Below are 24,537 nucleotides of genomic sequence, written 5' to 3'. Positions count from 1 at the left end.
AACCAGCGCTCTGCTCTCATGCTCTCCTTGCCGATTTCTGATGACGCGCCGGCAATTAATCAGCAGCTGTCGTACTGAGTCGGCAGGGGACGGCCGATCTAAAGACCGACCCACCCGGAGGGCCTAGAGCCGGCCCTTCTTGAAGCCCAGTTCGTAAACCTGCCAGGCGAGCACGGCCAGCATGGCGACTGTGACGATCCAACGGCCGTAGACCGGCAGCAGATGGTCGCTGAGAATCGGCGAAAAGATCTGGAAATAGGCTGCGGCGGGCAGGATGAGCGCCAGCTGCGCCGGCCGCCCCAGATCGTTGTAGCGCTTGGCGCCGACGAAATAGATACAGACCGAGACCAGCACCATCACCACATAGAGCACGTCGATCGCGAACAGCGACAAATAATAGGGGATCGTCATCAGCCTGGTATGTTCGCGCGCGACCTCGTCGACCAGGGCTTCGGCCGCCGCCGGATTGCGCGGCAGGACATGGTTCAGCCCAAAGGCTGCTGCCACGAGCGCAGCCAGGATCAAGGCCAGCACCGCCATGGCACGCCACCAAGTCTGCCTGTTGATGCTACCCTTGTCGTCACGAAACAGGAAACGGGCGCTGTGAGCGCCCAATAGACCAGCCATATCTCCTCCGCAGCCTGCCATCCCGCCGGCTTCTAGAGCAAAGCGCGTTTAAACGGAAACGCTGCTTTACTCTCGCTGTGTGGTTCCAAGCCAATCCAATGGATTGGCCAGAGCGTCTTTGCGGTTCTTGGCGATGCCGCCAAATCGCAAAACACTCTATTCGACCACGCCGACGAAAGGCAGCTGACGATAGGAATGGGCGACATCCATGCCGTAGCCGACCACGAACAGATCGGGGCACTCGAAACCGATGAAATCGGCCTTGATGTTGACGGCGCTCTTGCCTGGCTTGTCGAGCAGCACGCAGCTCAGCACCTGCTTGGCGCCACGCGCGGCGAGCAGGTCCTTGGCGAAAGCCAGGGTGCGGCCCGATTCGAGGATGTCGTCGACCAGGAGGATGTTACGCCCGCGCACGTCGCTTTCGACATCATGCAGAATGTTCACCGTACCGGTCGACACGGTCGCTTCGCGATAGCTCGACAGATGCACGAATTCCACCTCGGGCGCCATGCCCGCTTCGTGCATGGCCCGCAGGAGATCGGCCGCAAACACGAAGGAGCCTTTCAGCACCGCCACCACGAGCAGATTCTCGAGATTGCGTGCCTTGATCTCCTGCACCAGCGACGCATTGCGCTTGGCGATCGTCTCGGCGTCGAACAAAACTTTGATATTACGCGACGTGGCCATCGAACTCCTCATTTCTGCCGGCACCATAACCGCAGGAGGGCATGGGCGACAATGGCGTTGGAGTCCCGCCCACCGGCCACCCACAGGCGCCGGGTCGCAACGGCCCACCGTCATCGGGAGGCGCATGGGATAAGGGGATCTCGCGAAGGTTAAATTCGTTGTCATTTCGTTAACGTTAACACCTCGTTAACGCCCTCCCGGCAGAGTGCAGCCGAGGCGGTCGGGGCCGTCTTGGGGAGATTCTGTCTTGGTTCGGTTCGAGAATGTGGGATTGCGCTACGGGATGGGCCCGGAAGTGCTGCGCGACGTCAGTTTCGACCTGCCCGCCAATTCCTTCCAGTTTCTCACCGGTCCGTCCGGCGCCGGCAAGACCACGCTGCTGCGCCTGCTCTTCCTCACGCTCAAGCCGACCCGCGGCCTCATCCACACCTTCGATCAGGAAGTGACGACCCTCTCCAAGCACGCACTCGCCGAGACGCGGCGGCGTATCGGCATCGTCTTCCAGGATTTCCGCCTGCTCGATCACCTCACCACCTATGAGAACATCGCCCTGCCCCTGCGCGTTCAGGGCCAGGATGAGGCGCGCTACCGGCCCGAAGTGGTCGAATTGCTGCATTGGGTCGGCCTCGGCGAGCGCATGCATGTGCTCCCGCCGGTGCTGTCGGGTGGCGAGAAGCAGCGCGCCGCCATCGCGCGCGCCTTGATCGTGCGCCCCGAACTGCTGCTCGCCGACGAGCCGACGGGCAATGTCGATCCCGCTTTGGCACGTCGCCTGCTGCGCCTGTTCATCGAACTCAACCGTTCCGGCACCTCGGTGGTGATCGCCACCCATGACGAGAGCCTGATGGAGCTCTTCCCCGCTCGCCGCCTGCGCCTCGAGGACGGCCATGTCACGGTGCAGGAGCCGGCGTCATGGTCTTGAACGACAGAGCGCAGCCTGCCGGCCGGCGCGCGGAGACACTGATCCGCCCAGCGGCTCCGATCGTGCCGTCGGGCTCGATCGCCGGGCGCTCTTTGATGGCCGTGGTGGCGATCATGACCTTCCTGGTCGCCCTCACGGCCGGCGGCGTGCTGCTGATCGCGGGCGCCGCCGCCGATTGGGGCTCGCAGATTTCCCGCGAGGTCACCATCCAGGTTCGCCCCGTGGAGGGCCGCGACATCGAAGCCGAGATCGCCAAGGCCGTCGTCGCCGCCCGCGCCACCGAAGGGATCAGCGACGTGCAGGTCTATTCGCGCGAGGAAACCGAGCGCATGCTGGTGCCCTGGCTCGGCGAAGGCCTCGACATGGGCGACCTGCCGATCCCGCGCCTCATCGTGGTGAAGATCACCCCGGGCAGCCTGCCGGACTTCGCCACGCTGAAGAAGACGCTGACCGAGACCGTGGCCGGCGCCAGCCTCGACGATCACCGCTTCTGGATCGCGCGCCTGGCGGCCATGGCCCGGGCCATGGTGCTGGCAGGCCTCGCCATCCTCGTGCTGATGGTCATCGCCACGGCCCTGTCGGTGGTGTTCGCCACCCGCGGCGCCATGGCTGGGAACAAGGACGTGGTGGAGGTGCTGCATTTCGTCGGCGCCCATGACAGCTTCATCGCCAACGAATTCCAGCGCCATTTCCTCTGGCTCGGCCTCAAGGGCGGGCTGATCGGGGGCGGTGGGGCGGCACTGACCTTCCTCGTCGCCCATATGCTCGCCTCCCGCTTCACCGCCACCGCGGCGGGCGACCAGATGGAGGCACTGTTCGGCTCCTTCAACATGGACTGGCGCGGCTATGCCGCCATCGTCGCGGCAGTCGCGCTCATTGCCATCATCACCGGCGTCACCTCGCGCATGACGGTTCACCGTGTGCTGCGAGGACACATATAGGGGTCATCCATGAGCGTCTGGCAGGGCTCCGCGCCTATTCCGCTACACACCCGCGCCGCCGACCCCATTTTTGCCCAAACCATCCGCAAGAATTTTGGCTACGGCAGATTGGCCAGGTTTGACAGACTGGTATGGGCGCGTCCGATGCGGCAGGCCTCGGCGATCACTGGCATGGTTTCCCCAGCCCAGGCGGAGCACCCGCCGAAGCGGCCACGGCGCTGGCTGCGCTGGATCCTGGAGATCACCGGTGCCTGCCTGCTGTTCTTTACCGCGGCCGTGGTGACGGATTTCGCCTATTTCGTCTCCAGCCTGCAGAACCAGACGCCCAACCCTGCCGTGAGGGCCGATGGCATCATCGCTCTCACCGGCGGCGCCGACCGCATCAGCGAGGCTTTCGACCTGCTCAATCAGGGTCGCGCCAAGCGCCTTCTCATCACGGGCGTCAACAAGGCAACCAGCCAGCAGGCCCTGGCCGGGCACACGGCCGGTGGGGTCGAGGTGCTCGACTGCTGCGTGGATATCGACCGCAATGCCCTCAACACCCTCGGCAATGCCCTGGAAACGGCACGCTGGGTGCGCGACAAGCAGTTCAAATCGATCATCGTGGTGACCTCGAACTATCACATGCCGCGTTCGCTCTTGGAACTGCGCCGGGTGCTGCCGGATACCACCCTGATCGCCTATCCCGTGATCTCGCAAAATCTCAAGCTCGATTCCTGGTGGATGGATCCGGTCAGCGTCCGCCTGCTGCTGTCGGAATATGTGAAATATGCGAGCGCCACCTTCCAGCTCCGGATGGAACGGGCCACGGCGGACAAGGTTACGGCGCGAGCCGAATGAGGAGCGTTTCGAAGGAAATATCTTGCGCTCTTCCATGCCAGAAAACCGCTGGTGTCACCGACATTTGAAACAGGGAGGCATGCCATGCGCTTCACCAGAACGGTATGCGTTCGTTTGCTGGCGGCGACTTTTCCGTTGTTCCTCGGTGTCGCGGCACAGGCCCATGCCAAGGAGGGTGCGATCGAGGCAACCGTTACCGGAAACGACCAGCAGGTCGGTTTCCGCGCGGCCGTCATGAAGCAGGCGATCAAGTATAATCTTGCAGGCTCAGCCAAGAACGAAGCCGACGAAATCGTTCACTTTACCCTGCAGGGCGACAAAAAGCGGATCGACGCAGCCCTTGCGACCATTCGAAAAGGCACCAAGAGATCATCCGGAATCAACGTCGCCACAAAGCCTGCGGCGGTGGACCCCGCCCTGAATTCATTCACGATCGTGGATTGGACGTCGTCGAGCCGAAATATCACCAATAAATACACGCTCGTCTTCAAACGACGGACAGACGACACGGTGATTTCAAAAAAGGACGTCAAGGCGGAGTGGCATCAGATACTCGAAAACACCCTCGCCCCCGAGGACAGGCAGAAACTCCGGCCCGATGACTGACGCTTGCAGCACCATGCGTCGACCTGTTGAATAGCTGCCAGTCCAGGCGGAAAATTCGTTGGATCCAGCCAATCCCCGGCGGGCGAAGTGGCGAATTTCGCTCCCTTGCAAATGGCTGCTATGACGGCATCGTCGTCGGCGCTCGATCCGCTATTCGGGCAGTGGCGCTATCTGTCGGACCACGGTGGAAGAAGGAGGCAGGCGCCGACAATTCTGCTATAGCCGCTGCAGCATCCCTCGAATGACCCCACTCCATGCTCGTCCTGCGCTCGCTCCTGTTCAACCTGGCCTTCTATGTCAACATCGTCCTGTGGATGATTCTGGCGCTACCGACTCTACTGATGCCGCGCCCTGCCCTGCTCTGGATCGTGAAGAGCTGGGCGCGGGTGAACATCTTCCTGATGCGCCATATCGCCGGCATCACCTGTGAGATTCGGGGGCGGGAGAATTTGCCGCCCGGGCCGGTTCTGGTCGCGGCCAAGCACCAGTCCACCTGGGACATCTTCGCCATGTTCCTCGTGTGCGACGACCCCTGCTACGTGCTCAAGCGCGAACTGATGTGGCTGCCCATCTTCGGCTGGCTCGCCGCCAAGGCGCAGATGATCGCCGTCAACCGGGGGGCCCGCTCCAAGGCCATGAAGCAGATGAAGGCGGATGGCGAGCGCGAACTCGCCCGAGGCCGCCAGATCGCCATCTTCCCCGAAGGCACCCGCCGCGCGCCCGGCGCCGAGCCAGCTTACAAATATGGCGTGGTCTATCTCTACAGCGAGTTCAACGTGCCCTGCGTCCCCGTGGCGCTCAATTCCGGCCATTTCTGGCCGCGGCGCCAATTCATCCGCCAACCGGGCAGGCTGGTAATGGAGATCCTGCCCGCCATTCCGGCCGGCCTGGACAAGGCCGCCTTCTTCGATCGCCTGGTTGATGATATCGAGACAGCCTCGGACCGGCTCCTGGCTGAAGCCCAGGGCCAAAGCGTTTTGCTATTTGACGAAGTCAGCTAGGGTCGCAAAGACGTTTCTGGCCAACCCGTTGCTTTGGCTTGGAAACAAGGAGCTGAAGCAATTGGGCGTTTCGCCACGGACACCGTTGCTCTAAGCATCGGATCCGATTTCGGCATCGTGTCCGACGCTGTAGGTTATTGTTATCACATCGCTTTCGCCGAAAATCGGCATCCCCTTTTCGGCACGATGCTCCAGGTGAGGCGGAACAAACCCGAATCGCTTGACGCCGCAATGCATGATGTTCTAGATTTGTTCCATGACACAGATCGCGATTCGTTCTCGTTCTCAGCCCGATCACCGCCTGTGTACGACGCTGGCTGCATTGGGCCGCGACGCACCGGCAGCGGCATCACGTTTCCGTCGCTGGGTCGGTATTTCAGGCCGTTCCTATCTGGTCTCGGTCTATCCGATCTCCCAATGCCCCGATTATGTCGATGCCGTCTTGATCGCGGTCGGTGCAGGCGGCGCCTGCGTATGGATCGGCGAGGCCGGTCAGGGTGGCGATGACCTTGCCGCCACGCTCGCGGCCGCCGCCCAGGCCGGCGCCTGCGAAGTTCACGTGCATCTGCTGGCGGGGAATCCGGCAGCACGGGCCGCAGCCATTCGCGATCTCGACGGCCGGCACTGACAAGCCCTCCGTGAATATGGGTTCGGCCTTCGTCGGCTAAAGCAAGACGCTTTAGCCCCCAAACTTCTTTGCCACCAGACCGACGGATTTTCCTGGCGCTGCCGTTCAAGCAGAGTCCCTTCGCGCCGAATGCCCGCGCGATCTGTCCCAGGAGATGCCCATGATCGGCCGTTCGATCCTTGCCTTGATGCTGGCCCTGCCGGCCGCCGCCGCTATGGCACAGACGTCTGAGCCGGCGCCGGCCCAGCCGGCCCAGACACCGGCTCCCCAGGCAACGACATCTCAAGCCCCGGCACAAACCGCGGCACCGGCCAAGGCCGGCCTCAGCCTCGCCGAGTTCCAGGCCCGCCGCGAGAAGGCAATCATGAAGGCCGATACCGACGGCGACGGCAAGATCAGCTCGGCGGAATGGAGCGCCTTCCAAACAAAGCGGAACGCCAAGACCGACCCGGCCAAATCCTTCGCCCGGCTCGACGCCGACAAGGACGGTTTCGTCGACAAGGCCGAGCTCGACGCCTTCTTCGCCAAGCGCTTCGCCAAACTCGATGCCAACAAGGACGGCGCCCTTGCCCGCGATGAAATGCCGGGCCACAAATCGGCTACCAAACCGGCGCAATGATGCGGGACCATGCCCCTCGATGAATCCCGGGAGTGCGCCTGGTTATGGGGTCCGATCCAGACGAGGAGTTGGTGCGCCGGATCGGTTCGGGCGACGATGCTGCCATGCAGGTCCTGGTCTCACGCAAACTGCCGCGGCTGCTCGCCCTGGCCCGCCGTATGCTCGGCGATGCCGCGGAGGCTGAGGATGTCGCGCAGGAGGCCTTCCTGCGGATCTGGCGCAACGCCGTGCGCTGGCGGCCCGGGGCGGCCCGGTTCGACACCTGGATCCACCGTGTCGCGCTCAACCTCTGCTATGATCGCCTGCGCCGTCGCAGGGAATGGACGGGCCTCGATCTGCCCGAACTGGCCGCTCCCCCGGATCACCCCGCGGCGGGCGGCACGGAGGAGGCCAGCGACCATGTGGAGCAAGCCTTGCAGGCCATCGCGCCGCGGCAGCGGGAAGCGATCGTCCTGACCTATTATCAGTCGATGTCCAATATCGAGGCCGCGGCAGCGATGGAAGTCAGCGTCGAGGCGCTGGAGAGCCTGCTCGCCCGCGGACGCCGTTCTCTGCAGTCGATCCTGATCAGGAAGGCCGATCATGACTGAAGCTCCCTTCACGATGAGTGCAGAGCTTTTCGCTGCCCTTGCCGCCGCCTATGGCGCGGTGATCGAAGCATGGCCCGCACCCGAGCGCAGCGCCGGGCGTTCCTTCGCGCAGACCCCGCAGGGGCGGCACATTCTCGCAAGGGCTGGCCGCCTCGACCTGGCATTGCGCAGCATCGAGGGACATGGCTGCATACGCGTCTCGCCCGAAGGACGCAGCAATGCCGCCGTCCTCACGCTCCCGGGATCAGCCGCTGCCAGCCTCCCTCATCGCCTCGCAGCGCCTGTCCGCCGCTCCCGTTCGGATAAGCTGGAAGCCCTCTTGTCGGGGAGCGCTTCCCATGCCTGACAGACTCGTGCCAATGGATGCCGGGCGCTTTGCCGCCCTTGCCGAAAGCCATGGCAGCCACCTGCAGCACTGGCCCGCAGCCGAACGGGCCGCGGCCACGGCTTTTGCATCGAGCCCGGAGGGGGAGGCCATCCTGCAGGCTGCCGCCCAACTCGACAGCATGCTCGATCGTTACGCGGTACCGCCTCCGAGCGCCGATCTCCACGCACGGATCGTGGCGGCCGGGACCGCCGGCCTCGCGCCCCGCCGGCGGGCCTGCCGCTGGTGGCTCGGGCTCGGCCTCGCGGGTGTCGGCCTTGCCGGCGCCCTGGCTGGAACCCTGGCGATCGCCATGCTCGATACACCGACGAGGGCCGAGCATGGCGGGCTGGGGGCGACAATCACGGCCTTCGGCGATGCCGGGCCCGAGGCGGATATCAGCGAAGAAGGATCGTGAACATGGCCGGCTCGCGCATCCCCCTGATCGCCTCGATCGCCCTCAACATCTTCCTGGCCGGGGCGATTGCCGGCGGCATCGTCTGGTTCGAAGCCCGCAGATCCGTGCCGCGCGCCTCGCTGCAGGCCCTTGGCAACCAGTTGCCTACGCTGGAACGCGATGCCTTCTACAAGACCCTGCGCGAGGCACGCCATCAAGCCCGACAGACCATTCTCGACGGACAGCAGGCCCGGCGCGACGCCGCCGCTTTGCTACGGCAGCCGACACTGGATGCCCCGGCCCTGCTCGCGGCCCTGGAGCGCGCCCGCACGGCCGACGCCGCCATGAGGGCCGGGCTGGAACAGCGCATCGTGGAATTTGCGGCCGCGAGTTCGCCCGCCGATCGCGCCATCCTGGCCGAAGGGCTGAGCCGCTATATCCACGCGCCGCCCCCACCGAAGAAACCAGCCCAATAGAGCATTTTCAAGAGAAGCTGGCAGGCTTCTTGGCTAGGAAAATGCGTCGAAACAAAGTGTTGGAGCAAAGTGCAATTTAGGGAAATCGCACTCTGCTCCAGCGACGGATTTCCTTCCGGCCTGCGTTCAAGCTTGCAGGAGGCCGCGCCGGCCTTCCACAAGTAGTATCCGGTGGAGTTCCATCATGAAGCGTATCGTTCAAGTTGCCGCCATCGCCACGCTCGGCCTGCCCGGCCTGGCCGCCGCTACGACTGCCTCGGCCATGCCGCTGGCTGCCTCCGCCCCTGCCGCCGCACCTTTGGTGCAACAGGTGGCCTGGGGCTGCGGTCCGGGCTGGCGCCCCAATATCTGGGGACGCTGCGTGCCCCAATATCCGGTCTACAGCTATGGCTGGAGCCGTCCCGTCTACTATCATGGCTGGGGCGGGGGCTGGCGTCGCCCCTATTACGGACACGCCTGGCATCGCTGGTAGATCCAGCGGAGGGAGGCCGATCGCTTAGAGAGCCGTGCCGAAAACCGGAAGCCGGTTTTCGGCAAAAGCGATGCACCAACAAGGACCTACGGCACCTGCCACTCAGTCGTGAACGTGCTTGCCGTGGTGTCCATGTTCATGGTCGTGCCCGCAGCCGCAAGCTTCGCCATGGCTATGATCGTGATGATGATCATGGTCGTGGCCAGGCTCATGGCCATGATCGTGCTTGCGCCCGTGATCATGCTGATGGCCATGGTCGTGGTGATGGCCATGATCGTGCCCATGGGCGTCGTGGCCGTGATTCCCGCCCTCTGGCTGGAACGGCCCCTCAATCGCCACGACCTTGGCACCGAGCCCTTTCAGGAGGTCAGCGATCTCGGCATCCTGGCGGATGCGCAGCCATTTCGTCCCGATCTCGGTTTCGCGATGGCTGTCGCCGAGATGCCAGGCGAGGCGCATCAGATGCAGGGGGTCGCGCCCCTTGATCTCGAACAGGGGCTCGGCCTCGGCCACGATCTCGATCAGCCGCCCGTCCTCCAGCCGGTAAGCATCCCCGTGGGCGAGCGCCGGCGCCTCGGTGAGATCCACCTGGATGTCGAGGCCGCCCACCGTATGCACCAGGCCCTGTCGCTGGCAGCGGTCCTCGAAGGTCAGCACGACGCTATCGGCAATGGACTGGGCTCCGACCTCAGGGGCGGGCACGAAGGAATGGGCGTGAAGCATGGATGTTTCCTGCAGGGATATTCACTGCCTCATATAGACTGCTTCGTGCCGATATGCAGGCGGGAAATCGTCGTTCAGGCCGCATCGCGCTTCGCCAGGCATTCGCCCTCGCGCAGCACACGCTCCGTCGAAGGCGGATATTTGGCCAGCAGGGCGGTGGGACGGATCGGCCGGCGCACGAGGTCGCCGCCGCAATTGGGGCAGGTGCCGCCGAAAACATCCGCCGCGCAGCCGGCGCAAAAGGTGCACTCGAAGGTGCAGATCATCGCCTCAGGCGCGTCGGGAGGCAGGTCCCTGTCGCAGCATTCGCAATTGGGGCGCAGTTTCAGCATGGGTCACCTCAGGGAACGGCACGAAACAGCATCATCTTGCGCGACCGGGCGATCAAGGCAAGCCCGATCAAGAATCGACACTCGTCCTCTTGAAACCGCTGGAACCCGCACCAAATCAAGGTCTGTGCAGGCCCAGACGGGATGCACATGTCGGCTCCGGCCAGATGGCGGAGCGTTTTCCACGGCTTGTCGCTTCAAAGGAGGATAGCCATGCGTCAGTTTGATTTTTCGCCCCTTTACCGTTCCACCGTTGGTTTCGACCGCCTGTTCTCGGCGCTCGATCAGGTTGCCGGCTTCGATGCTTCGGCCACCACCTATCCGCCTTACAATATCGAGCGCACCTCGGATAACACCTATCGCATCTCTGTCGCCGTCGCCGGCTTCGCAGAGAACGACATCGCCATCGAGGTGAAGGAAAACGCCCTCACCATTCGTGGCGAGAAGTCCGAAGGCAAGGAAGGCAGCAAGGGCGAGGTCCTGCATCAGGGTATTGCCGCCCGCGCTTTCGAGCGCCGCTTCCAGCTCGCCGACTATGTCCAGGTGACCGGCGCCAGCCTCGAGAACGGCCTGCTCCATGTCGACCTTATCAGAGAGATCCCGGAGGCCAAGAAGCCTCGGCTGATCCCGATCAACGGTTCGGCTCCCCGGCAGGTCGAAGCCAAGGCTGCCTAAGCCAATAGGATAGGACGGAAAGTCGAGGGCGCTCCGGGAAACCGGGGCGCCTTTTTGCATGGGCGGCAACCAAGCCACCCGGCGATCGCCTCTTCCCAGGAAGAGATGTCCATAGGCGCTAACTTAGCGGCCAGAGGCGCAGGTAGCGTGGAGGGTCGATCTCCACAGCTCCATCAATTGATGGAGCGAGATCGACCACCTTTGTCCTCTATCTGGCTCGACATTTCCAAGATGGTCGATCTGGAGATCGACCCTCCAATCTGGTGCCACCACCCAAAAGTTAGCGCCTATGGGAAGAGATGCCCGCGATCCCGGAAAAGTCAGCAGCCCGGTGCGATCTGGCGGTAACGGCACCAGCCCGGCGTCAACTGTCCGTTCGAATTGAGAGGATAGGCATAGCGCCCCGGCGTTCGCAGCGCGGGAGGCGGCCGATTGAGCGGCACGATGCGGGGCACCGGCTTGATCTCCACCTTCTGCAGCGGGGCCATCGGCCGCAGGGATGTCCCGGCCGGCAGAGCCGCGCCGCTGCCCCGCAGCGGGACCACGGCGACGATCTTGCCGGTCTGGTCGTCGACGGTCACGCGCACGCGCCGGCGCTTGGCGTCGACAGCGGCTGCGTAATAGAAATTGAGGTCATGCGTTACGCCGCCGACGCCGGAATAGCCGGCCTGCGTCATTGCTCGCATCGCCGCTTTCGGCGTCAGCGTGTCGGCAAGAGCCGGCACGGCCACGGCCAGGGGCACAAGCACCAGAAGGACCCCGACCAGCAGGCGCGGCAGCGCTGTCGTCTTGTTCAAGGCCATCTCCTCGATTCCTGTGCCCATTCCCACCATCTCAACGCCGACCGGGGCTGCCAGGTTCACGACTATCTGGTTCAGGGCTGCCAGGTATTGTTCTTCTCCAAAACCGGCTTTTCGATGATGTCATCGGCCGCCTTGGCCGCGCCGATCACCTCGAAAAGCTGGCGTAGCGCCTCCTGCACGCCCGAACCGGCGATGGAGGACAGCACGATCGGTGTCTTCTTCGCGGCCCGCTTCAGCCGCGCCACCTGTTCCTTGAGCAGTTCGGGTGAGAGCGAATCGGTCTTCGACAGCGCCACGATCTCCGGCTTGGTGGCCAGATCACCGCCATAGGCGGCGAGCTCGTTGCGAATGACCTTGTAGGCCTTGCCGGCATGCTCGCAGGTGCCATCGACCAGATGCAGCAGCACGCGGCAGCGCTCGACATGGCCAAGGAAGCGATCGCCGAGGCCATGCCCCTCATGCGCGCCCTCGATCAGGCCGGGAATGTCGGCGAGCACAAATTCGCGCCCGTCCACCCGAACGACGCCGAGACCGGGATAGAGGGTGGTGAAGGGATAGTCGGCGATCTTGGGCTTGGCGGCGGTCACCGTGGCCAGGAAGGTCGACTTGCCGGCATTGGGCAGGCCGACGAGGCCGGCATCGGCGATCAGCTTCAGGCGCAGCCAGATCGTCTTCTCCTCACCAGGCAGGCCGGGATTGGCCCGGCGCGGCGCCTGGTTGGTCGAGGTCTTGAAATAGGCGTTGCCGAAGCCGCCATTGCCACCCTTGCAGATCAAGGCGCGCTGGCCGACCTCGGTGAAGTCGGCGATCATGGTCTCGCCGTCCTCCTCATAGACCTGGGTGCCGACCGGCACCTTCAGCACCACGTCGGCTGAATTGGCGCCGGTGCGATTGCGCCCCATACCATGGGTGCCGACGCGTGCCTTGAAATGCTGCTGGTAGCGATAGTCGATCAGCGTATTGAGGCCGTCGACGCATTCGGCCACGACCGAGCCGCCCCGCCCGCCATCACCGCCGTCGGGTCCGCCGAACTCGATGAATTTTTCGCGCCGGAAGGATACGGCTCCCGCGCCGCCGTCGCCGGCTTTGACATAGATCTTGGCTTGATCGAGAAACTTCATGGCTCGGCTCTATTTCCAATGGAAGATGGTCAAGCCAGATCCGAAACGAGGTCTCCCGGCCAATTCTCCCGTCGCGCAAGCCGAACGGCCCACGCCCACACTGTCGATGCTGTCACGCTGATGGCGCTGACATAGTGCGTTTGTGGGGAAAAAGCGAGGGATTTCATATCGCCGCCTTCCCTTGCTCCACTCCGGGCAATCGGCCCGCTTCGGATCGGCCTCGATGCCCCTGCTTTCACGCTTGCCATCGCCCAGACGGCAATGATTACCGGAAATACACTTGCAACCAACCCGGCATGTCCCCACATTCCTCACGCGGGCCGGGCCCCTCTGACGTCGCGCTTGATGCGCACGTGATGTCGGACCGCTGAAAAAGGGCCCGCTAGCTGACATCGAAGCGGGCGACTGGAGATTAGGTTGCCGATCATGCGCTTCAACAAGACCCGACTATTCGCCGTTGTGGCCAGCCTGTTTGTGGCGGCGACACTGGTATCGACCGATTTCGCCGAGGCCCGCCGTGGCGGCAGCATCGGCAGCCGCGGCGCGCGCACCTATGATTCCGTGCCGGCCACCCGCACCGCGCCAGACCAGGCCGCCCCGGTCCAGCGTTCGATGACGCCCAATCCCGGTCCGAGCGCGACACAACCCGCCTCACCGCTGGCGCAGGGCGCCGCGCAGCAGCGTCCCGGCCTGTTCGGCGGCGCCGGCGGCCTGATGCGCGGCCTGCTGGTGGGTGGCCTCATCGGCGCGCTGCTGGGCTACGGCTTCGGGGGCCTCGCCGGCATGCTTGGTTTCCTGCTGCAGGCGGCCTTGATCGCCGTGGTCGCCTTCTTCGCGATCTCCTGGTGGCGCTCGCGCCGTACACCGGCAGCGGCGGCGGCAGGCGGCCCGCAAATGTCGCGTGGCTACGACTTCGGCAACCAGGGCCTGGCCAATCAGGGCCTGAACCGCGACGCGCAGCCGACCACGAACGGCCGCACCGGCTTCTTTGGCCTATCGTCTACGGCGGCAGCCAGCCCAGCCCGTGGCGAAGCCATCGAGGCCACTCAGGCCGACCTCGACACCTTCGAGCACCGGCTGACCGAGGTCCAGGATGCCTTCGCCAAGGAGGATCACGCCGCCCTGCGCCGCCTGACGACGCCTGAAATCGTGTCCTACTTCTCCGAGGAGTTGGCCGACAATGCCAAGCGCGGCGTCCGCAACGACGTGCGCGATACGCGCCTGCTCCAGGCCGACATTGCCGAGGCCTGGCGCGAAGGTGACGAGGACTACGTCAGCGCCGCCTTCCGCTACCAGTCGGTCGATGTCCTCAGGGATCGCACCACCGGCGCGATCGTCGAAGGCAAGGACGAGCCCAGCGAAACGACCGAGATCTGGACGTTCGTTCGGCGCAAGGGTGAAGACTGGAAGCTGTCGGCAATTCAGGAAGCCTGAGCGGAAACTAGTTTCTTCAGTGTTCGCCACCCAATTCTGGTCCCTCTCAAAGCGCGAGGGGCCAGAAGCTGTCAAACACTCTCCCTCCTACCTCTGCTTCGTCTCCCAATCCTTCGCCCGGTAGAAGGGCGCGTTGGATGGTGGCAGCAGCGGCTTGCCGAGAATGTGGTCGGATGCCTTCTCGCCGATCATGATCGAGGGAGCGTTGAGGTTGCCGTTGGTGATCAGCGGGATGATGGCTGAGTCGGCGATACGCAGATTCTCGAGGCCTACCACCCGGGTTTCGGGATCCACCACCGTCATCGGATCGGAAGGATCGCCCATCCGGCAGGTGCCGGACGGGTGGAAGGCACTCTCGACATGCTGGGCGATGAAGGCATCGATCGCCTCATCCGAGGTGACGTCGGCACCCGGCGAGATCTCGCGGCCGGCAAAAGGTTCGAACGCCTTTTGCTGGAAGATCTCGCGCGTCAGCCTGACACAGGCCCGCATCTCCGCCCAGTCCTCGGGGTGGCTCATATAGTTGAAGCGGATCAGCGGCGCCTCCCGCACATCGCGCGACTTCAGGCGGATATGGCCGCGGCTCTTGGAGCGCATCGGTCCGACATGGGCCTGAAAACCATGTTCGGTGGCAAGCGAATTGCCGTTATAGCTCACCGCCATCGGCAGGAAATGATACTGGATGTCGGGATAGGAGATACCGGCGCGCGAGCGGATGAAGCCGCAGCTCTCGAAATGATTGGTGGCGCCCAGCCCGTCCTTGCGCAGCAGCCATTGCAGGCCGACCATGCCCTTGGCGATCGGGTTGGTCACCGAATAGAGGGTGATCGGCTGCGTGCTCGCCATCTGGAAATAGAATTCGAGATGGTCCTGCAGGTTCTCGCCGACGCCTGGGAGATCGTTGACGACCTCGATGCCGAAGCCCTTGAGCTCGGCGGCTGGCCCGACGCCCGACGCCTTCAGGAGCTGTGGATCGTTGATCGGCCCGGCTGCCAGGATCACCTCTCGCCGCGCCATCACGCGCTTGAGCTGCGAGCCCTGCCAATATTCGACCCCGACGGCCCGCCTGCCCTCGAACAGGATGCGGCTTGCCAGCGCATGCGTCTCCACCGACAGATTGGGCCGCTTCATCGCCGGCTTGAGATAGGCGTTGGCGGCGGACCAGCGGCGGCCCTTGTGGACAGTCATGTCCATGCGGCCGAAGCCTTCCTGCTGGTAGCCGTTCACATCGGCCGTGGCGGGATAGCCGGCCTCAACGGCGGCATCGATGAAAGCCTGGTAGAGCGGGTTGGCGAGCCGGCCATAGGAAGTCTTGAGCGGGCCATCGGCGCCGCGATATTCGTCGCCGCCTTCCTCGCGACCCTCCGCCCGGCGGAAATAGGGCAGCACCCCCGCATAGTTCCAGCCGCGCGCGCCCGCCTCCTGCCAGGCCTCGTAGTCCATGGCATGGCCGCGGATATAGACCATGCCGTTGATCGAGGAGGATCCACCCAGCACCTTGCCGCGCGGTGTATGGAGGCTGCGGCCGCCGAGCGCGGGCTCGGGCTCGGCATGATAGCGCCAATCATAGCGCGGCGAGTTCATCGGGATGGAAAGGGCGCTCGGCATCTGGATGAACACCGAGCCGTCCTTGCCGCCGAATTCCAGAACCTTGACGCGATGCGTGCCGTCCTCCGTCAGGCGGCTCGCCATCACGCAACCCGCCGAACCGGCGCCCACGATCACATAGTCGAATGTTTCGGTCATGGTTTTCCGGGTGCGCGGACGTCCCGTCCGCCTCTTCCCGCCCTTCGAATGTCGCGTTTCCAAGAGCGGACATCCCCCCATGACTTCATGGGGCTGCGATGTCCGCGCTTCCAGACCTCAGTACGGTGCGTCGATATCTCCGAGGGCGACGTAGACGCTCTTGATCTGGGTGTAGTGCTCGACAGCGGCGCGCGAATTCTCGCGCCCGAGGCCGGACAGCTTGACCCCGCCGAAAGGCAGCTCGATCGGCGTGACGTTGTACTGGTTGATCCAGCAGGTGCCGGCCTCGAGATTAGCGATGACGCGATGGCCACGCGAAAGGTCGTTGGTGAACACGCCGGCCGCCAGGCCATATTCGGTATCGTTGGCGCGGGCCACCACCTCGTCCTCGTCGTCGAAGCTCAGCACCGTCATCACCGGCCCGAAGATCTCCTCGCGCACGATGGCCATGTCGTCCTGGCAGCCGTCGAAGATGGTGGGGGCAACGAAGGCGCCCTTGGCGAGCGCGCCGGTGGTGACGCGATAGCCCCCGGTGAGCAGCTTGGCACCTTCCGCCTTACCCTTCTCGACATAGGACATCACCTTTTCCAGATGCTCCTGGTTGACGAGAGCGCCGACATGGGTGTTGGGATCGAGGGGATCGCCGATCACCATCTTTTCAACCCTTGCTTTGAGCTTGGCGAGGAAGGCGTCCTTGACCTTGCTATGCACGAACACTCGTGTGCCGTTCGAACAGACCTCGCCGGCCGAATAGAAATTGCCGAGCAGCGCGCCGGAGACGGCATTGTCGAGTTTGGCGTCCTCGAACACGATCAAGGGCGACTTACCGCCGAGCTCGAGCGTGACATGCTTCAGCGTCTTGGCGGCATTGGCCATGATGATGCGGCCGGTGCCGGCCTCGCCCGTCAGCGAAATCTTCTTGATCGAAGGGTGGGCGACCAGCGCCTTGCCGACGCGGGCATCGCCTTGAACCACGTTGAAGACCCCGTCCGGCAGACCGGCCTCCTTGAAGGCTTCGGCGAGGTAGGGCGCGGTCAGCGGCGTCACCTCGGACGGCTTGAAGATCATGGCATTGCCACAGGCAAGCGCCGGAGCCGATTTCCAGCAGGCGATCTGAAGGGGATAGTTCCAGGCGCCGATGCCGGCGACAACACCAAGCGGCTCGCGCCTGGTATAGCCGAAGGCGGCGGGGCCGAGGTCGACATGCTCGCCGGTGAGGGTGGCGGCGATGCCGGCGAAATATTCCAGGCAGTCGGCGCCCGATAGTACGTCGACGGCGATGGTCTCCTGGATCGGCTTGCCGGTATCGCGCGTCTCGATCTCGGCCAGGGCCGCGTTCTTCTCGCGCAGGATGTCGGCGGTGCGCTTGAGGATGCGGCCGCGCTCGGCGCCCGTCATGCGCGACCACACCTTGAAGCCGGCCTTGGCGGCCTCGACCGCCCGCTCGATGTCGGCATCACCGGCCTGTTCCACCTCAGCGATGGTCTCGCCGGTAGCCGGATCGACCGAAGCAAAGGTCTCGCCCGAGGTCGCGTCGACGAAGACGCCGCCGATATGGTTCTTCACAACGCCGTAGCGCATTCTTCAAACTCCCCGCCTGGAATGGCCGCCGCTTGATCGGCGCCGTTTCCGCTTTTCGATATGAACTCAACTTCCAAATGCGAGCCGGCGCCCCTGCGTCCGGCCAAGGCCTCAGCGCGAGATCGCCGCCCAAGACCTCAACGACTGAGGCCGAGCAGCATGAACTGACTGTCGACGAAGCCGGTCGCCACACTTCTGGCCATCCGGCCATCAGGATCATTGGCGAGGGTGGCACGCAGCCACAGCCCGTCGATCATCGCCGAGATGGTTTCGGCAAGCGCCCGGGCGGGTTCCGGCCTCAGGACGGGATGCAGCGCATGGGCGAGATTGCCGGCAATGCGGCGATGATAGGCGCGCTGCACCCGGGCAAAGCGCGGCGAATGCGGCACCTGCCCCCAGAAAGCCAACCAGACCGTACCGATGCGCCGCTCGAACTGGCTGACACCGAGCATAGTCTCGATCACCGCCTGGACGCGAGCCCGCGGCGTGGTGGCGTCGCGCAGGCGGGCCGCCGCCCCTCGCGACAACTGCCGGGCGAGATGGCGCAGGGTCGCTTCCAGCAGCCCGTCCTTGTCCCCGAAATAGAAGGAGACCAGGCCGGTGGAGACGTCAGCGCGGCGGGCGATCTCGGCGATCGTCGTGGCATTGAAGCCGAGTTCGGCGATCGCCTCGATGGTGGCGTCGATCAACTGCCGACGCCGAACGTCTCCGGCGTCGACGCGGCGCAGACGTATCGGACGTTCATTGGACGAGGTGAGCTGAGCGGCCATGACCTCTACAATATTTTGAACGTTCAATCAGTCAAGTGCGGATCGCATTCCCGCAACGATTCTTGGCGGCGAGGAGAACTGGAGGAAGCCCAGCCGATCCCCTTTCCATTTTCCTGCAAAGTCGGGCATGCTGGCTTGCGATCAGCCCGAACGTTTGCGACTTGCCGGGACCACCCGGAATCGCAAAAACACGTCGAAACAAGGAGTTAGAGCGAACAGGCATTCAGTCATGAACGCGTTTTGCTCTAGAGAATCAGGCGGGAGGAACAACCGGATGCGCGACAAGTCGACCGAAGGCCAGCTCGTACCAGGGCTTAATGTCATCGAGACGACAGAGACGGACAACATCCTGCGCTGGGACGGCCATATGGTCTATGTCGAGCACAAGGTCTTCCATAACGGGCAGGTGGTCCACGAGCGCTACAAACGCCGTGTCACGACCGAAGTCGCCAAGGCCTTGCTGACCACGATCCAGCTGAACGGTTGATCGGAGCACGAACCTCACGGCGAGACCGCGTCATGTCGCGCTGCCGTGTCCAAAAGAAAAAGCGCGCCGAAGCGCGCTTTTCAGAAGAAATAAGTGAACGTACTCAGCTCAGGGCCTTCTGCAATTCCTTGATCTGGCCGAGCTTGAGATCGGCCAAGGCCTTGGCGGCGTCGTCGACAGCCGCCTGGACCGCTGCCTCGGCTGCTGCAATTTCCAAGCTGACCTTGTCTGGGGTCATTTCCTCGATCGGAACGGCTTGTTCGGCCAGGATCGTGAGCCCCTGCGGATTGACGTCCGCAAAACCACCCCGCACGAACAGATGACGGGACGAGCCGCCCGCGGTTTCCTTGACCACAATGATGCCGGGCCGGATGGTCGACATCACCGGAGCGTGCTGGGACAGCACCTCGAAATCGCCTTCGCTGCCCGGCACGACGACGGATTCGACAGGGCCGGAGAACAGCAGCTTCTCAGGCGTGACGAGTTCGAATTGGAAGCTGGCCATCGATGCGGTCCTTGATTTCCAGAAGAGGGGCGCCTGACGGCGCCCCAGTCAGCATTGTTACGCAGCCTCGGCGGCCAGGCGCTTGCCCTTCTCGACGGCCTGCTCGATGGTGCCGACCATGTAGAAGGCGGCTTCCGGCAGATAGTCGTACTGGCCTTCGGCAATGCCCTTGAAGCCCTTGACGGTATCCTCGATGGCAACCTGCACGCCGTCCGAACCGGTGAACACCTTGGCGACGTCGAAGGGCTGCGACAGGAAGCGCTCGATCTTGCGGGCGCGCGCCACGGTCAGCTTGTCCTCTTCAGACAGTTCGTCCATGCCCAGAATGGCGATGATGTCCTGCAGGGCCTTGTAGCGCTGGAGGATCTGCTGCACCTGGCGGGCGACAGCGTAATGCTCTTCACCGACCACGGCCGGGGTGAGCATGCGCGAGGTCGAGTCGAGCGGATCGACGGCCGGGTAGATGCCCTTTTCGGCGATCGAGCGCGACAGCACGGTCGTCGCGTCAAGATGGGCGAAGGAGGTGGCGGGTGCCGGGTCGGTCAAGTCGTCGGCCGGCACGTAGATGGCCTGCACCGAGGTGATCGAGCCCTTGGTGGTGGTGGTGATGCGCTCTTGCAGCGCGCCCATGTCGGTGGCGAGCGTCGGCTGATAGCCCACGGCCGAAGGAATACGGCCGAGAAGCGCGGACACCTCGGAACCAGCCTGGGTGAAGCGGAAGATGTTGTCCACGAAGAACAGCACGTCCTGGCCCTGGTCACGGAAATGCTCGGCGACGGTGAGCCCGGTCAGAGCGACGCGAGCGCGGGCGCCCGGCGGCTCGTTCATCTGGCCGAACACCAGGGCGCACTTCGACTTGACCGACGAATTGGCGTCATGCGGATCGGCATTGACGCCCGATTCGATGAACTCGTGATAGAGGTCGTTGCCCTCGCGGGTACGCTCGCCGACACCGGCGAACACTGAGTAGCCGCCATGGGTCTTGGCGATGTTGTTGATCAATTCCTGAATGAGCACGGTCTTGCCGACGCCGGCGCCGCCGAACAGGCCGATCTTGCCGCCCTTGGCGTAGGGGGCGAGCAGGTCGACCACCTTGATGCCGGTGACGAGGATCTGGGCTTCGGTGGACTGCTCGGCATAGCTCGGAGCAGGCGCATGGATCGGGCGCACGCCCTCGCCATTGACCGGGCCGGCTTCATCGATCGGCTCGCCGATGACGTTCATGATGCGGCCGAGCGTGGCCTCGCCCACCGGCACCGCGATCGGCTTGCCGGTATCGGTGACGGGCTGGCCGCGCACCAGGCCTTCAGAAATGTCCATGGCGATGCAGCGGACCGTGGATTCGCCCAGATGCTGGGCGACTTCCAGCACCAGACGCTGGCCGTTGTTGGTGGTTTCGAGGGCGTTCAGGATCTCGGGCAGATGGCCGTCGAACTGTACGTCGACAACGGCGCCGATGACCTGCGAAACGCGTCCGGTCGGGTTGGCCATGGGTTTCTCCAAAGTCTCTTGTCTGTTTGACAAATTCTTGTCTGTTTGAGAGCTGCGATCAGACGACGGTCAACGTGACGGGCACGTTGTTCCGAGTCGCCCGGGAATAGGGGCAGATCTGGTGAGCTTCCTCGACCAGCGCTTTGACCTTGTCGAGGTCGGCGCCGGGGACATGCACCTTCATCTCCACCGAGAGGGCGAAGCTGATATCGTCCTTGGCCAGCGTCACCTGGCAGGTGATCTTGGCGGTGGCGCCGTCAATGCCATGCTTGCGGCCAAGCGCCACGATGGCCTGGCCATAGCAGGCCGAATAGCCCAGCGCAAAGAGCTGCTCGGGGTTGTGGCCTTCGCCATTGCCGCCGAGTTCCTTCGGAAAGGCCATCGCCAATGCCAGGCCGCCATTGTCGAGGATCGCGCGGCCCTCGCGGCCACCCTTGGTCGAGGCAGAAGTTGCGTAAGACATCACGATACCCCTATGGCTGACCTCAGAGCGCTTCCGCACCCGAGATGATTTCGATCAGTTCCTTGGTGATCATCGCCTGGCGCGTGCGGTTGTAGGTGATCGTCTGCTTCTTGATCATCTCACCGGCATTGCGCGTGGCGTTGTCCATGGCGCTCATCTGCGACCCGTAGAAGGACGCATTGTTCTCGAGCAGAGCACGCAGCACCTGCACTGAGATGTTGCGGGGCAGGAGGTCGGCGAGGATGGCGCCCTCATCCGGCTCATACTCATAGGCGATCTTCTGCGTGCCTTCCTTGACGGCCGGCACTTCGGCCGGGATCAGGCGCTTGGCGGTCGGGATCTGCGAGATCACCGACTTGAAGGTCGAGTAGAACAAGGTGCAGACGTCGAAGCCGCCCTCTGCATAGAGCTTGCGGACCTTCGCACCGACCTGATCGGCGTGCTCGAAGCCGAGCTGGCGCACGGAGCGGAAGTCCACGAGCTCGATGATGTGCTTCTCGAGCTGACGCTTGAGCACATCGTAGCCCTTGCGCCCGACGCAGATGATCTTGACGGTCTTGCCTTGGCCGAGCAGGGCCAAGGCGTGCTCGCGGGCCAGACGGGCGATCGAAGTGTTGAACGCCCCGCACAGGCCACGCTCGCCGGTGCAGACCACCAGCAGATGGGTCTGATCCTTGCCGTTGCCCGCCAACAGCGGCGGGGCCTGGCGTGGATCGGCGATCGAGCCGGCGAGATTGGCGAGCACACCGTCGATGCGTTCGGCATAGGGGCGCGCAGCCTCGGCCGCCGACTGGGCGCGGCGCAACTTGGCGGCCGCGACCATCTGCATGGCCTTGGTGATCTTCTGCGTCGCCTTGACCGAGGCAATACGGTTTCTGAGGTCCTTAAGCGATGCCATCGCTTCGCCTTCCTATCGAGAGCGAGAGCGTTTTTCGATCTGACCGGATCGGAAAGACGCGTCTATCTCCTTGAAATTCTGAGTATTATTCGATTATGTCGATCGAATAATACTCTCGCGATCAGCCGAAGGTCTTGGCGAACGCCTCGACCTGGTCCTTGAGCTTGGCGGCGACATCGTCGCTGAGATCGCTGGAAGTGCGAATCGCCTCGAGGATCGAGCCCTCGGCACGCAGCTTGGCGAGCAGGCCCGTTTCGAAGGACCGCACCTTGCCGACTTCGATCTTGTCGAGATAGCCGTTGACGCCGGCATAGATCACCACGACCTGCTCTTCCATCTTCAGCGGGGAGAACTGGCCCTGCTTCAGGAGCTCGGTCAGGCGGGCGCCGCGAGCGAGCAGGCGCTGCGTCGAGGCGTCCAGATCGGAACCGAACTGGGCGAAGGCCGCCATTTCGCGATACTGGGCGAGCTCACCCTTGATCTTGCCGGCGACCTTCTTCATCGCCTTGGTCTGGGCGGACGAACCGACGCGCGAAACCGACAGGCCGACGTTCACCGCGGGGCGAATGCCCTGGTAGAACAGGTCGGTCTCCAGGAAGATCTGGCCGTCGGTGATCGAGATCACGTTGGTCGGAATGTAGGCCGACACGTCGTTGGCCTGGGTTTCGATGATCGGCAGCGCCGTGAGCGAACCGAGACCGGCATCCTTGCCCATCTTGGCGGCGCGTTCGAGCAGGCGGGAGTGGAGATAGAACACGTCGCCCGGATAGGCTTCGCGGCCCGGCGGGCGGCGCAGCAGCAGCGACATCTGGCGGTAGGCGACGGCCTGCTTGGACAGATCGTCATAAACGATCACGGCATGCATGCCGTTGTCGCGGAAATATTCGCCCATAGCGCAGCCGGCGAACGGTGCCAGGAACTGCATCGGGGCCGGGTCGGACGCGGTGGCGGCGATGATGATCGAATAGTCGAGCGCGCCGTTCTCTTCCAGTACCTTCACGAACTGTGCGACGGTGGAACGCTTCTGGCCGACGGCGACATAGACGCAGTAGAGCTTCTTGGTCTCGTCGTCGCCCTGGTTGAGCGGCTTCTGGTTGAGGATGGTGTCGAGCGCCACGGCGGTCTTGCCGGTCTGGCGGTCGCCGATGATCAGCTCGCGCTGGCCACGGCCGATCGGGATCAGGGCATCGATGGCCTTGAGGCCGGTCGCCATCGGCTCGTTCACCGACTTGCGCGGAATGATGCCGGGTGCCTTGACGTCGACGCGGGCGCGCTGCTCGGCGACGATCGGGCCCTTGCCGTCGATCGGATTGCCGAGGGCGTCGACCACACGGCCGAGCAGGCCCTTGCCGACCGGGACGTCGACGATGGCGCCGGTCCGCTTGACGGTGTCGCCTTCCGAGATGCCACGGTCGGAACCGAACAGCACGATACCGACATTGTCGGCTTCGAGGTTCAGCGCCATGCCGCGCACGCCGCCGGGGAACTCGACCATCTCACCGGCCTGAACGTTGTCGAGACCATAGACGCGGGCAATACCGTCACCGACGGAGAGAACCTGACCGACTTCGGAAACTTCGGCTTCCTGGCCGAAATTCTTGATCTGGTCCTTCAGAATGGCGGAAATTTCTGCGGCGCGGATGTCCATCAGCCGACCTCTTTCATGGCGATCTTGATCGATTGGAGTTTGGTCTTGAGCGAGGCGTCGATCATGCGGCTACCGATCTTGACGATCAGACCACCGATCAGGCTCGGGTCGACCTTGACGTTGAGGGAGACGTCCTTGCCGGTCGCGCTCTTGAGCGAGTCCTTGAGAACGTTGAGATTGTCGTCGGAAAGCGGCTGGGCCGCCGTGACTTCGGCTGTGGCCTGCCCACGCGCCTTGGCGACCAGCACGGTGAAGGCCTGGATCATCTGGCCAACCGCGAACAGACGGCGGTTATGGGCGGCAAGCTTGATGAAATTGGCAGCAAGACCACCGATTCCAGCGCGCTCGAGCAACGCCGTGATCGCCTTGGTCTGCTCTTCGGAGGAAAAGACGGGGCTGCGGACGAGGCGCTTGAGATCAGCGCTTTCCTCGACGAGGCCATTGAAACGGCCGAGATCGGCTACAACGGAATCGATGGCGTTCTGCTCGCTGGCGAGCTCGAACAAGGCATTGGCATAGCGGCCTGCCATGCCGGATACGATCGGTTCTTCCCCTGCCACCGCGTGTCTCTCTGCTGAAACCACTTCGGGAGAACAGCAGTCCAGCCGGGTTTCCCCGCACCTGACCGCCCAACCCCTTGGCGGATATGTTGAATTTCCTCACGGCTGCAGGAAGGAGCTGGCTCCGGCCCCG

General features: G+C 63.8%; 30 protein-coding genes. 15 read left to right on the top strand and 15 right to left on the bottom strand.

Features of this window, described 5'->3' with window-relative positions:
* Positions 1–123: 123 nt before the first annotated feature.
* Positions 124–627, bottom strand: coding sequence for a hypothetical protein (locus tag ACR9ZN_RS25380; protein WP_434959187.1), 504 nt, complete (start codon positions 625–627; stop codon positions 124–126).
* Positions 628–783: 156 nt separating this feature from the next.
* Positions 784–1,314, bottom strand: a complete 531-nt coding sequence (gene hpt, locus ACR9ZN_RS25375; RefSeq protein ID WP_434959186.1) for a hypoxanthine phosphoribosyltransferase — start codon at positions 1,312–1,314, stop codon at positions 784–786.
* Positions 1,315–1,561: 247 nt separating this feature from the next.
* Between hpt and ftsE the strand changes: the two genes are divergently transcribed.
* The 12 genes from ftsE to ACR9ZN_RS25315 all read left to right on the top strand — a co-directional run bounded on the left by ftsE (position 1,562) and on the right by ACR9ZN_RS25315 (position 9,170).
* Positions 1,562–2,236 carry a cell division ATP-binding protein FtsE gene (gene ftsE, locus ACR9ZN_RS25370; protein WP_434959185.1) on the top strand — a complete coding sequence of 225 codons (675 nt, stop codon included), beginning with the start codon at positions 1,562–1,564 and terminating at the stop codon, positions 2,234–2,236.
* The gene (locus tag ACR9ZN_RS25365) at positions 2,227–3,177 is read left to right on the top strand and encodes a cell division protein FtsX (RefSeq protein ID WP_441774309.1); all 951 of its coding nucleotides are present in this window, start codon (positions 2,227–2,229) and stop codon (positions 3,175–3,177) included. Before ftsE ends, ACR9ZN_RS25365 begins: the two co-directional genes overlap by 10 nt.
* Positions 3,178–3,321: 144 nt before the next feature.
* The gene (locus ACR9ZN_RS25360; protein WP_481273489.1) at positions 3,322–4,017 is read left to right on the top strand and encodes a YdcF family protein; all 696 of its coding nucleotides are present in this window, start codon (positions 3,322–3,324) and stop codon (positions 4,015–4,017) included.
* An 84-nt stretch (positions 4,018–4,101) separates the two neighbouring features.
* Positions 4,102–4,623: an acylphosphatase gene (locus ACR9ZN_RS25355; protein WP_454811934.1), complete on the top strand. Its 522-nt coding sequence runs from the start codon at positions 4,102–4,104 to the stop codon at positions 4,621–4,623.
* A gap of 254 nt (positions 4,624–4,877) precedes the next feature.
* Positions 4,878–5,624: a lysophospholipid acyltransferase family protein gene (locus ACR9ZN_RS25350; RefSeq protein WP_454811932.1), complete on the top strand. Its 747-nt coding sequence runs from the start codon at positions 4,878–4,880 to the stop codon at positions 5,622–5,624.
* Between the two features lie 256 nt (positions 5,625–5,880).
* The gene (locus ACR9ZN_RS25345) at positions 5,881–6,252 is read left to right on the top strand and encodes a hypothetical protein (protein ID WP_441774312.1); all 372 of its coding nucleotides are present in this window, start codon (positions 5,881–5,883) and stop codon (positions 6,250–6,252) included.
* Between the two features lie 160 nt (positions 6,253–6,412).
* Positions 6,413–6,871, top strand: coding sequence for an EF-hand domain-containing protein (locus ACR9ZN_RS25340; protein WP_481273488.1), 459 nt, complete (start codon positions 6,413–6,415; stop codon positions 6,869–6,871).
* 44 nt (positions 6,872–6,915) lie between these two features.
* Complete coding sequence (locus ACR9ZN_RS25335; protein ID WP_481273487.1) at positions 6,916–7,461, top strand: RNA polymerase sigma factor; 546 nt, start codon at positions 6,916–6,918, stop codon at positions 7,459–7,461.
* Positions 7,454–7,807: a hypothetical protein gene (locus ACR9ZN_RS25330; protein ID WP_454811925.1), complete on the top strand. Its 354-nt coding sequence runs from the start codon at positions 7,454–7,456 to the stop codon at positions 7,805–7,807. Before ACR9ZN_RS25335 ends, ACR9ZN_RS25330 begins: the two co-directional genes overlap by 8 nt.
* Positions 7,800–8,243, top strand: a complete 444-nt coding sequence (locus ACR9ZN_RS25325) for a hypothetical protein (protein WP_481273486.1) — start codon at positions 7,800–7,802, stop codon at positions 8,241–8,243. The genes ACR9ZN_RS25330 and ACR9ZN_RS25325 overlap by 8 nt, the downstream gene beginning before the upstream one ends.
* 2 nt (positions 8,244–8,245) lie before the next feature.
* A complete protein-coding gene (locus ACR9ZN_RS25320; protein ID WP_481273485.1) occupies positions 8,246–8,698 on the top strand; it encodes a periplasmic heavy metal sensor in 453 nt (150 codons plus the stop codon).
* Positions 8,699–8,882: 184 nt separating this feature from the next.
* Entirely contained in the window at positions 8,883–9,170 is a 288-nt protein-coding gene (locus ACR9ZN_RS25315; RefSeq protein ID WP_434959174.1) for a GCG_CRPN prefix-to-repeats domain-containing protein, read from the top strand.
* Between the two features lie 102 nt (positions 9,171–9,272).
* On the opposite strand, the gene ACR9ZN_RS25310 is transcribed toward ACR9ZN_RS25315, so the two are convergent.
* Together ACR9ZN_RS25310 and ACR9ZN_RS25305 are read right to left on the bottom strand one after the other, a co-directional pair.
* Positions 9,273–9,893 (bottom strand): urease accessory protein UreE, encoded by a 621-nt coding sequence (locus ACR9ZN_RS25310; protein ID WP_481273484.1) that lies wholly within the window; start codon positions 9,891–9,893, stop codon positions 9,273–9,275.
* A 74-nt stretch (positions 9,894–9,967) separates the two neighbouring features.
* A complete protein-coding gene (locus tag ACR9ZN_RS25305; protein WP_441774316.1) occupies positions 9,968–10,225 on the bottom strand; it encodes a DUF1272 domain-containing protein in 258 nt (85 codons plus the stop codon).
* Between the two features lie 210 nt (positions 10,226–10,435).
* Here ACR9ZN_RS25305 and ACR9ZN_RS25300 point away from each other — a divergent pair, with 210 nt between their 5' ends.
* Positions 10,436–10,897, top strand: coding sequence for an Hsp20 family protein (locus ACR9ZN_RS25300; RefSeq protein ID WP_434959171.1), 462 nt, complete (start codon positions 10,436–10,438; stop codon positions 10,895–10,897).
* Positions 10,898–11,217: 320 nt separating this feature from the next.
* On the opposite strand, the gene ACR9ZN_RS25295 is transcribed toward ACR9ZN_RS25300, so the two are convergent.
* Complete coding sequence (locus ACR9ZN_RS25295) at positions 11,218–11,694, bottom strand: hypothetical protein (RefSeq protein WP_454811918.1); 477 nt, start codon at positions 11,692–11,694, stop codon at positions 11,218–11,220.
* Positions 11,695–11,771: 77 nt separating this feature from the next.
* Positions 11,772–12,821 carry a GTPase ObgE gene (obgE, locus tag ACR9ZN_RS25290; protein ID WP_149252659.1) on the bottom strand — a complete coding sequence of 350 codons (1,050 nt, stop codon included), beginning with the start codon at positions 12,819–12,821 and terminating at the stop codon, positions 11,772–11,774.
* A 426-nt stretch (positions 12,822–13,247) separates the two neighbouring features.
* Between obgE and ACR9ZN_RS25285 the strand changes: the two genes are divergently transcribed.
* Positions 13,248–14,255 (top strand): Tim44 domain-containing protein, encoded by a 1,008-nt coding sequence (locus ACR9ZN_RS25285; protein WP_481274393.1) that lies wholly within the window; start codon positions 13,248–13,250, stop codon positions 14,253–14,255.
* Positions 14,256–14,342: 87 nt separating this feature from the next.
* On the opposite strand, the gene betA is transcribed toward ACR9ZN_RS25285, so the two are convergent.
* The 3 genes from betA to betI all read right to left on the bottom strand — a co-directional run bounded on the left by betA (position 14,343) and on the right by betI (position 18,352).
* Positions 14,343–16,001 carry a choline dehydrogenase gene (gene betA, locus ACR9ZN_RS25280; RefSeq protein WP_481273483.1) on the bottom strand — a complete coding sequence of 553 codons (1,659 nt, stop codon included), beginning with the start codon at positions 15,999–16,001 and terminating at the stop codon, positions 14,343–14,345.
* Positions 16,002–16,118: 117 nt separating this feature from the next.
* Positions 16,119–17,582 carry a betaine-aldehyde dehydrogenase gene (gene betB / locus ACR9ZN_RS25275; RefSeq protein ID WP_481273482.1) on the bottom strand — a complete coding sequence of 488 codons (1,464 nt, stop codon included), beginning with the start codon at positions 17,580–17,582 and terminating at the stop codon, positions 16,119–16,121.
* Between the two features lie 137 nt (positions 17,583–17,719).
* Positions 17,720–18,352, bottom strand: a complete 633-nt coding sequence (gene betI, locus ACR9ZN_RS25270; RefSeq protein WP_441774320.1) for a transcriptional regulator BetI — start codon at positions 18,350–18,352, stop codon at positions 17,720–17,722.
* Between the two features lie 274 nt (positions 18,353–18,626).
* Here betI and ACR9ZN_RS25265 point away from each other — a divergent pair, with 274 nt between their 5' ends.
* Positions 18,627–18,839, top strand: coding sequence for a hypothetical protein (locus ACR9ZN_RS25265; RefSeq protein ID WP_311934624.1), 213 nt, complete (start codon positions 18,627–18,629; stop codon positions 18,837–18,839).
* Between the two features lie 103 nt (positions 18,840–18,942).
* On the opposite strand, the gene ACR9ZN_RS25260 is transcribed toward ACR9ZN_RS25265, so the two are convergent.
* The 6 genes from ACR9ZN_RS25260 to ACR9ZN_RS25235 form a co-directional block, all read right to left on the bottom strand.
* Positions 18,943–19,344, bottom strand: coding sequence for a F0F1 ATP synthase subunit epsilon (locus tag ACR9ZN_RS25260; protein WP_434959165.1), 402 nt, complete (start codon positions 19,342–19,344; stop codon positions 18,943–18,945).
* Between the two features lie 57 nt (positions 19,345–19,401).
* A complete protein-coding gene (gene atpD, locus ACR9ZN_RS25255) occupies positions 19,402–20,835 on the bottom strand; it encodes a F0F1 ATP synthase subunit beta (protein WP_434959164.1) in 1,434 nt (477 codons plus the stop codon).
* A gap of 58 nt (positions 20,836–20,893) precedes the next feature.
* A complete protein-coding gene (locus ACR9ZN_RS25250; protein ID WP_434959163.1) occupies positions 20,894–21,298 on the bottom strand; it encodes an organic hydroperoxide resistance protein in 405 nt (134 codons plus the stop codon).
* Positions 21,299–21,320: 22 nt separating this feature from the next.
* A complete protein-coding gene (locus ACR9ZN_RS25245; protein ID WP_434959162.1) occupies positions 21,321–22,196 on the bottom strand; it encodes a F0F1 ATP synthase subunit gamma in 876 nt (291 codons plus the stop codon).
* Positions 22,197–22,317: 121 nt separating this feature from the next.
* On the bottom strand, positions 22,318–23,844 hold the full coding sequence (gene atpA, locus ACR9ZN_RS25240; RefSeq protein WP_434959161.1) for a F0F1 ATP synthase subunit alpha: 1,527 nt from the start codon (positions 23,842–23,844) through the stop codon (positions 22,318–22,320).
* The gene (locus ACR9ZN_RS25235; protein WP_434959160.1) at positions 23,844–24,404 is read right to left on the bottom strand and encodes a F0F1 ATP synthase subunit delta; all 561 of its coding nucleotides are present in this window, start codon (positions 24,402–24,404) and stop codon (positions 23,844–23,846) included. Before ACR9ZN_RS25235 ends, atpA begins: the two co-directional genes overlap by 1 nt.
* Positions 24,405–24,537: the final 133 nt, after the last annotated feature.

The organism is Labrys sp. HAY1-8F (assembly GCF_056754975.1).
Note: the sequence above shows the minus strand (reverse complement) of the source record. Positions and strands in the feature narration are given on the sequence as shown.

Excerpts from the sequence above, each read along its gene's own strand:
- ACR9ZN_RS25285 (WP_481274393.1), top strand. The coding sequence starts at position 13,248 with ATGCGCTTCAACAAGACCCGACTATTCGCCGTTGTGGCCAGCCTGTTT.
- betB (WP_481273482.1), bottom strand. The coding sequence starts at position 17,582 with ATGCGCTACGGCGTTGTGAAGAACCATATCGGCGGCGTCTTCGTCGAC.
- atpD (WP_434959164.1), bottom strand. The coding sequence starts at position 20,835 with ATGGCCAACCCGACCGGACGCGTTTCGCAGGTCATCGGCGCCGTTGTC.
- obgE (WP_149252659.1), bottom strand. The coding sequence starts at position 12,821 with ATGAAGTTTCTCGATCAAGCCAAGATCTATGTCAAAGCCGGCGACGGC.
- ACR9ZN_RS25365 (WP_441774309.1), top strand. The coding sequence starts at position 2,227 with ATGGTCTTGAACGACAGAGCGCAGCCTGCCGGCCGGCGCGCGGAGACA.
- ACR9ZN_RS25360 (WP_481273489.1), top strand. The coding sequence starts at position 3,322 with ATGCGGCAGGCCTCGGCGATCACTGGCATGGTTTCCCCAGCCCAGGCG.
- ACR9ZN_RS25310 (WP_481273484.1), bottom strand. The coding sequence starts at position 9,893 with ATGCTTCACGCCCATTCCTTCGTGCCCGCCCCTGAGGTCGGAGCCCAG.
- ACR9ZN_RS25345 (WP_441774312.1), top strand. The coding sequence starts at position 5,881 with ATGACACAGATCGCGATTCGTTCTCGTTCTCAGCCCGATCACCGCCTG.
- ACR9ZN_RS25330 (WP_454811925.1), top strand. The coding sequence starts at position 7,454 with ATGACTGAAGCTCCCTTCACGATGAGTGCAGAGCTTTTCGCTGCCCTT.
- ACR9ZN_RS25245 (WP_434959162.1), bottom strand. The coding sequence starts at position 22,196 with ATGGCATCGCTTAAGGACCTCAGAAACCGTATTGCCTCGGTCAAGGCG.
- ACR9ZN_RS25350 (WP_454811932.1), top strand. The coding sequence starts at position 4,878 with ATGCTCGTCCTGCGCTCGCTCCTGTTCAACCTGGCCTTCTATGTCAAC.
- ACR9ZN_RS25260 (WP_434959165.1), bottom strand. The coding sequence starts at position 19,344 with ATGGCCAGCTTCCAATTCGAACTCGTCACGCCTGAGAAGCTGCTGTTC.
- ACR9ZN_RS25250 (WP_434959163.1), bottom strand. The coding sequence starts at position 21,298 with ATGTCTTACGCAACTTCTGCCTCGACCAAGGGTGGCCGCGAGGGCCGC.
- atpA (WP_434959161.1), bottom strand. The coding sequence starts at position 23,844 with ATGGACATCCGCGCCGCAGAAATTTCCGCCATTCTGAAGGACCAGATC.
- ACR9ZN_RS25320 (WP_481273485.1), top strand. The coding sequence starts at position 8,246 with ATGGCCGGCTCGCGCATCCCCCTGATCGCCTCGATCGCCCTCAACATC.
- betI (WP_441774320.1), bottom strand. The coding sequence starts at position 18,352 with ATGGCCGCTCAGCTCACCTCGTCCAATGAACGTCCGATACGTCTGCGC.
- ACR9ZN_RS25305 (WP_441774316.1), bottom strand. The coding sequence starts at position 10,225 with ATGCTGAAACTGCGCCCCAATTGCGAATGCTGCGACAGGGACCTGCCT.
- betA (WP_481273483.1), bottom strand. The coding sequence starts at position 16,001 with ATGACCGAAACATTCGACTATGTGATCGTGGGCGCCGGTTCGGCGGGT.
- ACR9ZN_RS25300 (WP_434959171.1), top strand. The coding sequence starts at position 10,436 with ATGCGTCAGTTTGATTTTTCGCCCCTTTACCGTTCCACCGTTGGTTTC.
- hpt (WP_434959186.1), bottom strand. The coding sequence starts at position 1,314 with ATGGCCACGTCGCGTAATATCAAAGTTTTGTTCGACGCCGAGACGATC.
- ACR9ZN_RS25355 (WP_454811934.1), top strand. The coding sequence starts at position 4,102 with ATGCGCTTCACCAGAACGGTATGCGTTCGTTTGCTGGCGGCGACTTTT.
- ACR9ZN_RS25380 (WP_434959187.1), bottom strand. The coding sequence starts at position 627 with ATGGCTGGTCTATTGGGCGCTCACAGCGCCCGTTTCCTGTTTCGTGAC.
- ACR9ZN_RS25325 (WP_481273486.1), top strand. The coding sequence starts at position 7,800 with ATGCCTGACAGACTCGTGCCAATGGATGCCGGGCGCTTTGCCGCCCTT.
- ACR9ZN_RS25335 (WP_481273487.1), top strand. The coding sequence starts at position 6,916 with ATGGGGTCCGATCCAGACGAGGAGTTGGTGCGCCGGATCGGTTCGGGC.
- ACR9ZN_RS25265 (WP_311934624.1), top strand. The coding sequence starts at position 18,627 with ATGCGCGACAAGTCGACCGAAGGCCAGCTCGTACCAGGGCTTAATGTC.
- ACR9ZN_RS25315 (WP_434959174.1), top strand. The coding sequence starts at position 8,883 with ATGAAGCGTATCGTTCAAGTTGCCGCCATCGCCACGCTCGGCCTGCCC.
- ACR9ZN_RS25340 (WP_481273488.1), top strand. The coding sequence starts at position 6,413 with ATGATCGGCCGTTCGATCCTTGCCTTGATGCTGGCCCTGCCGGCCGCC.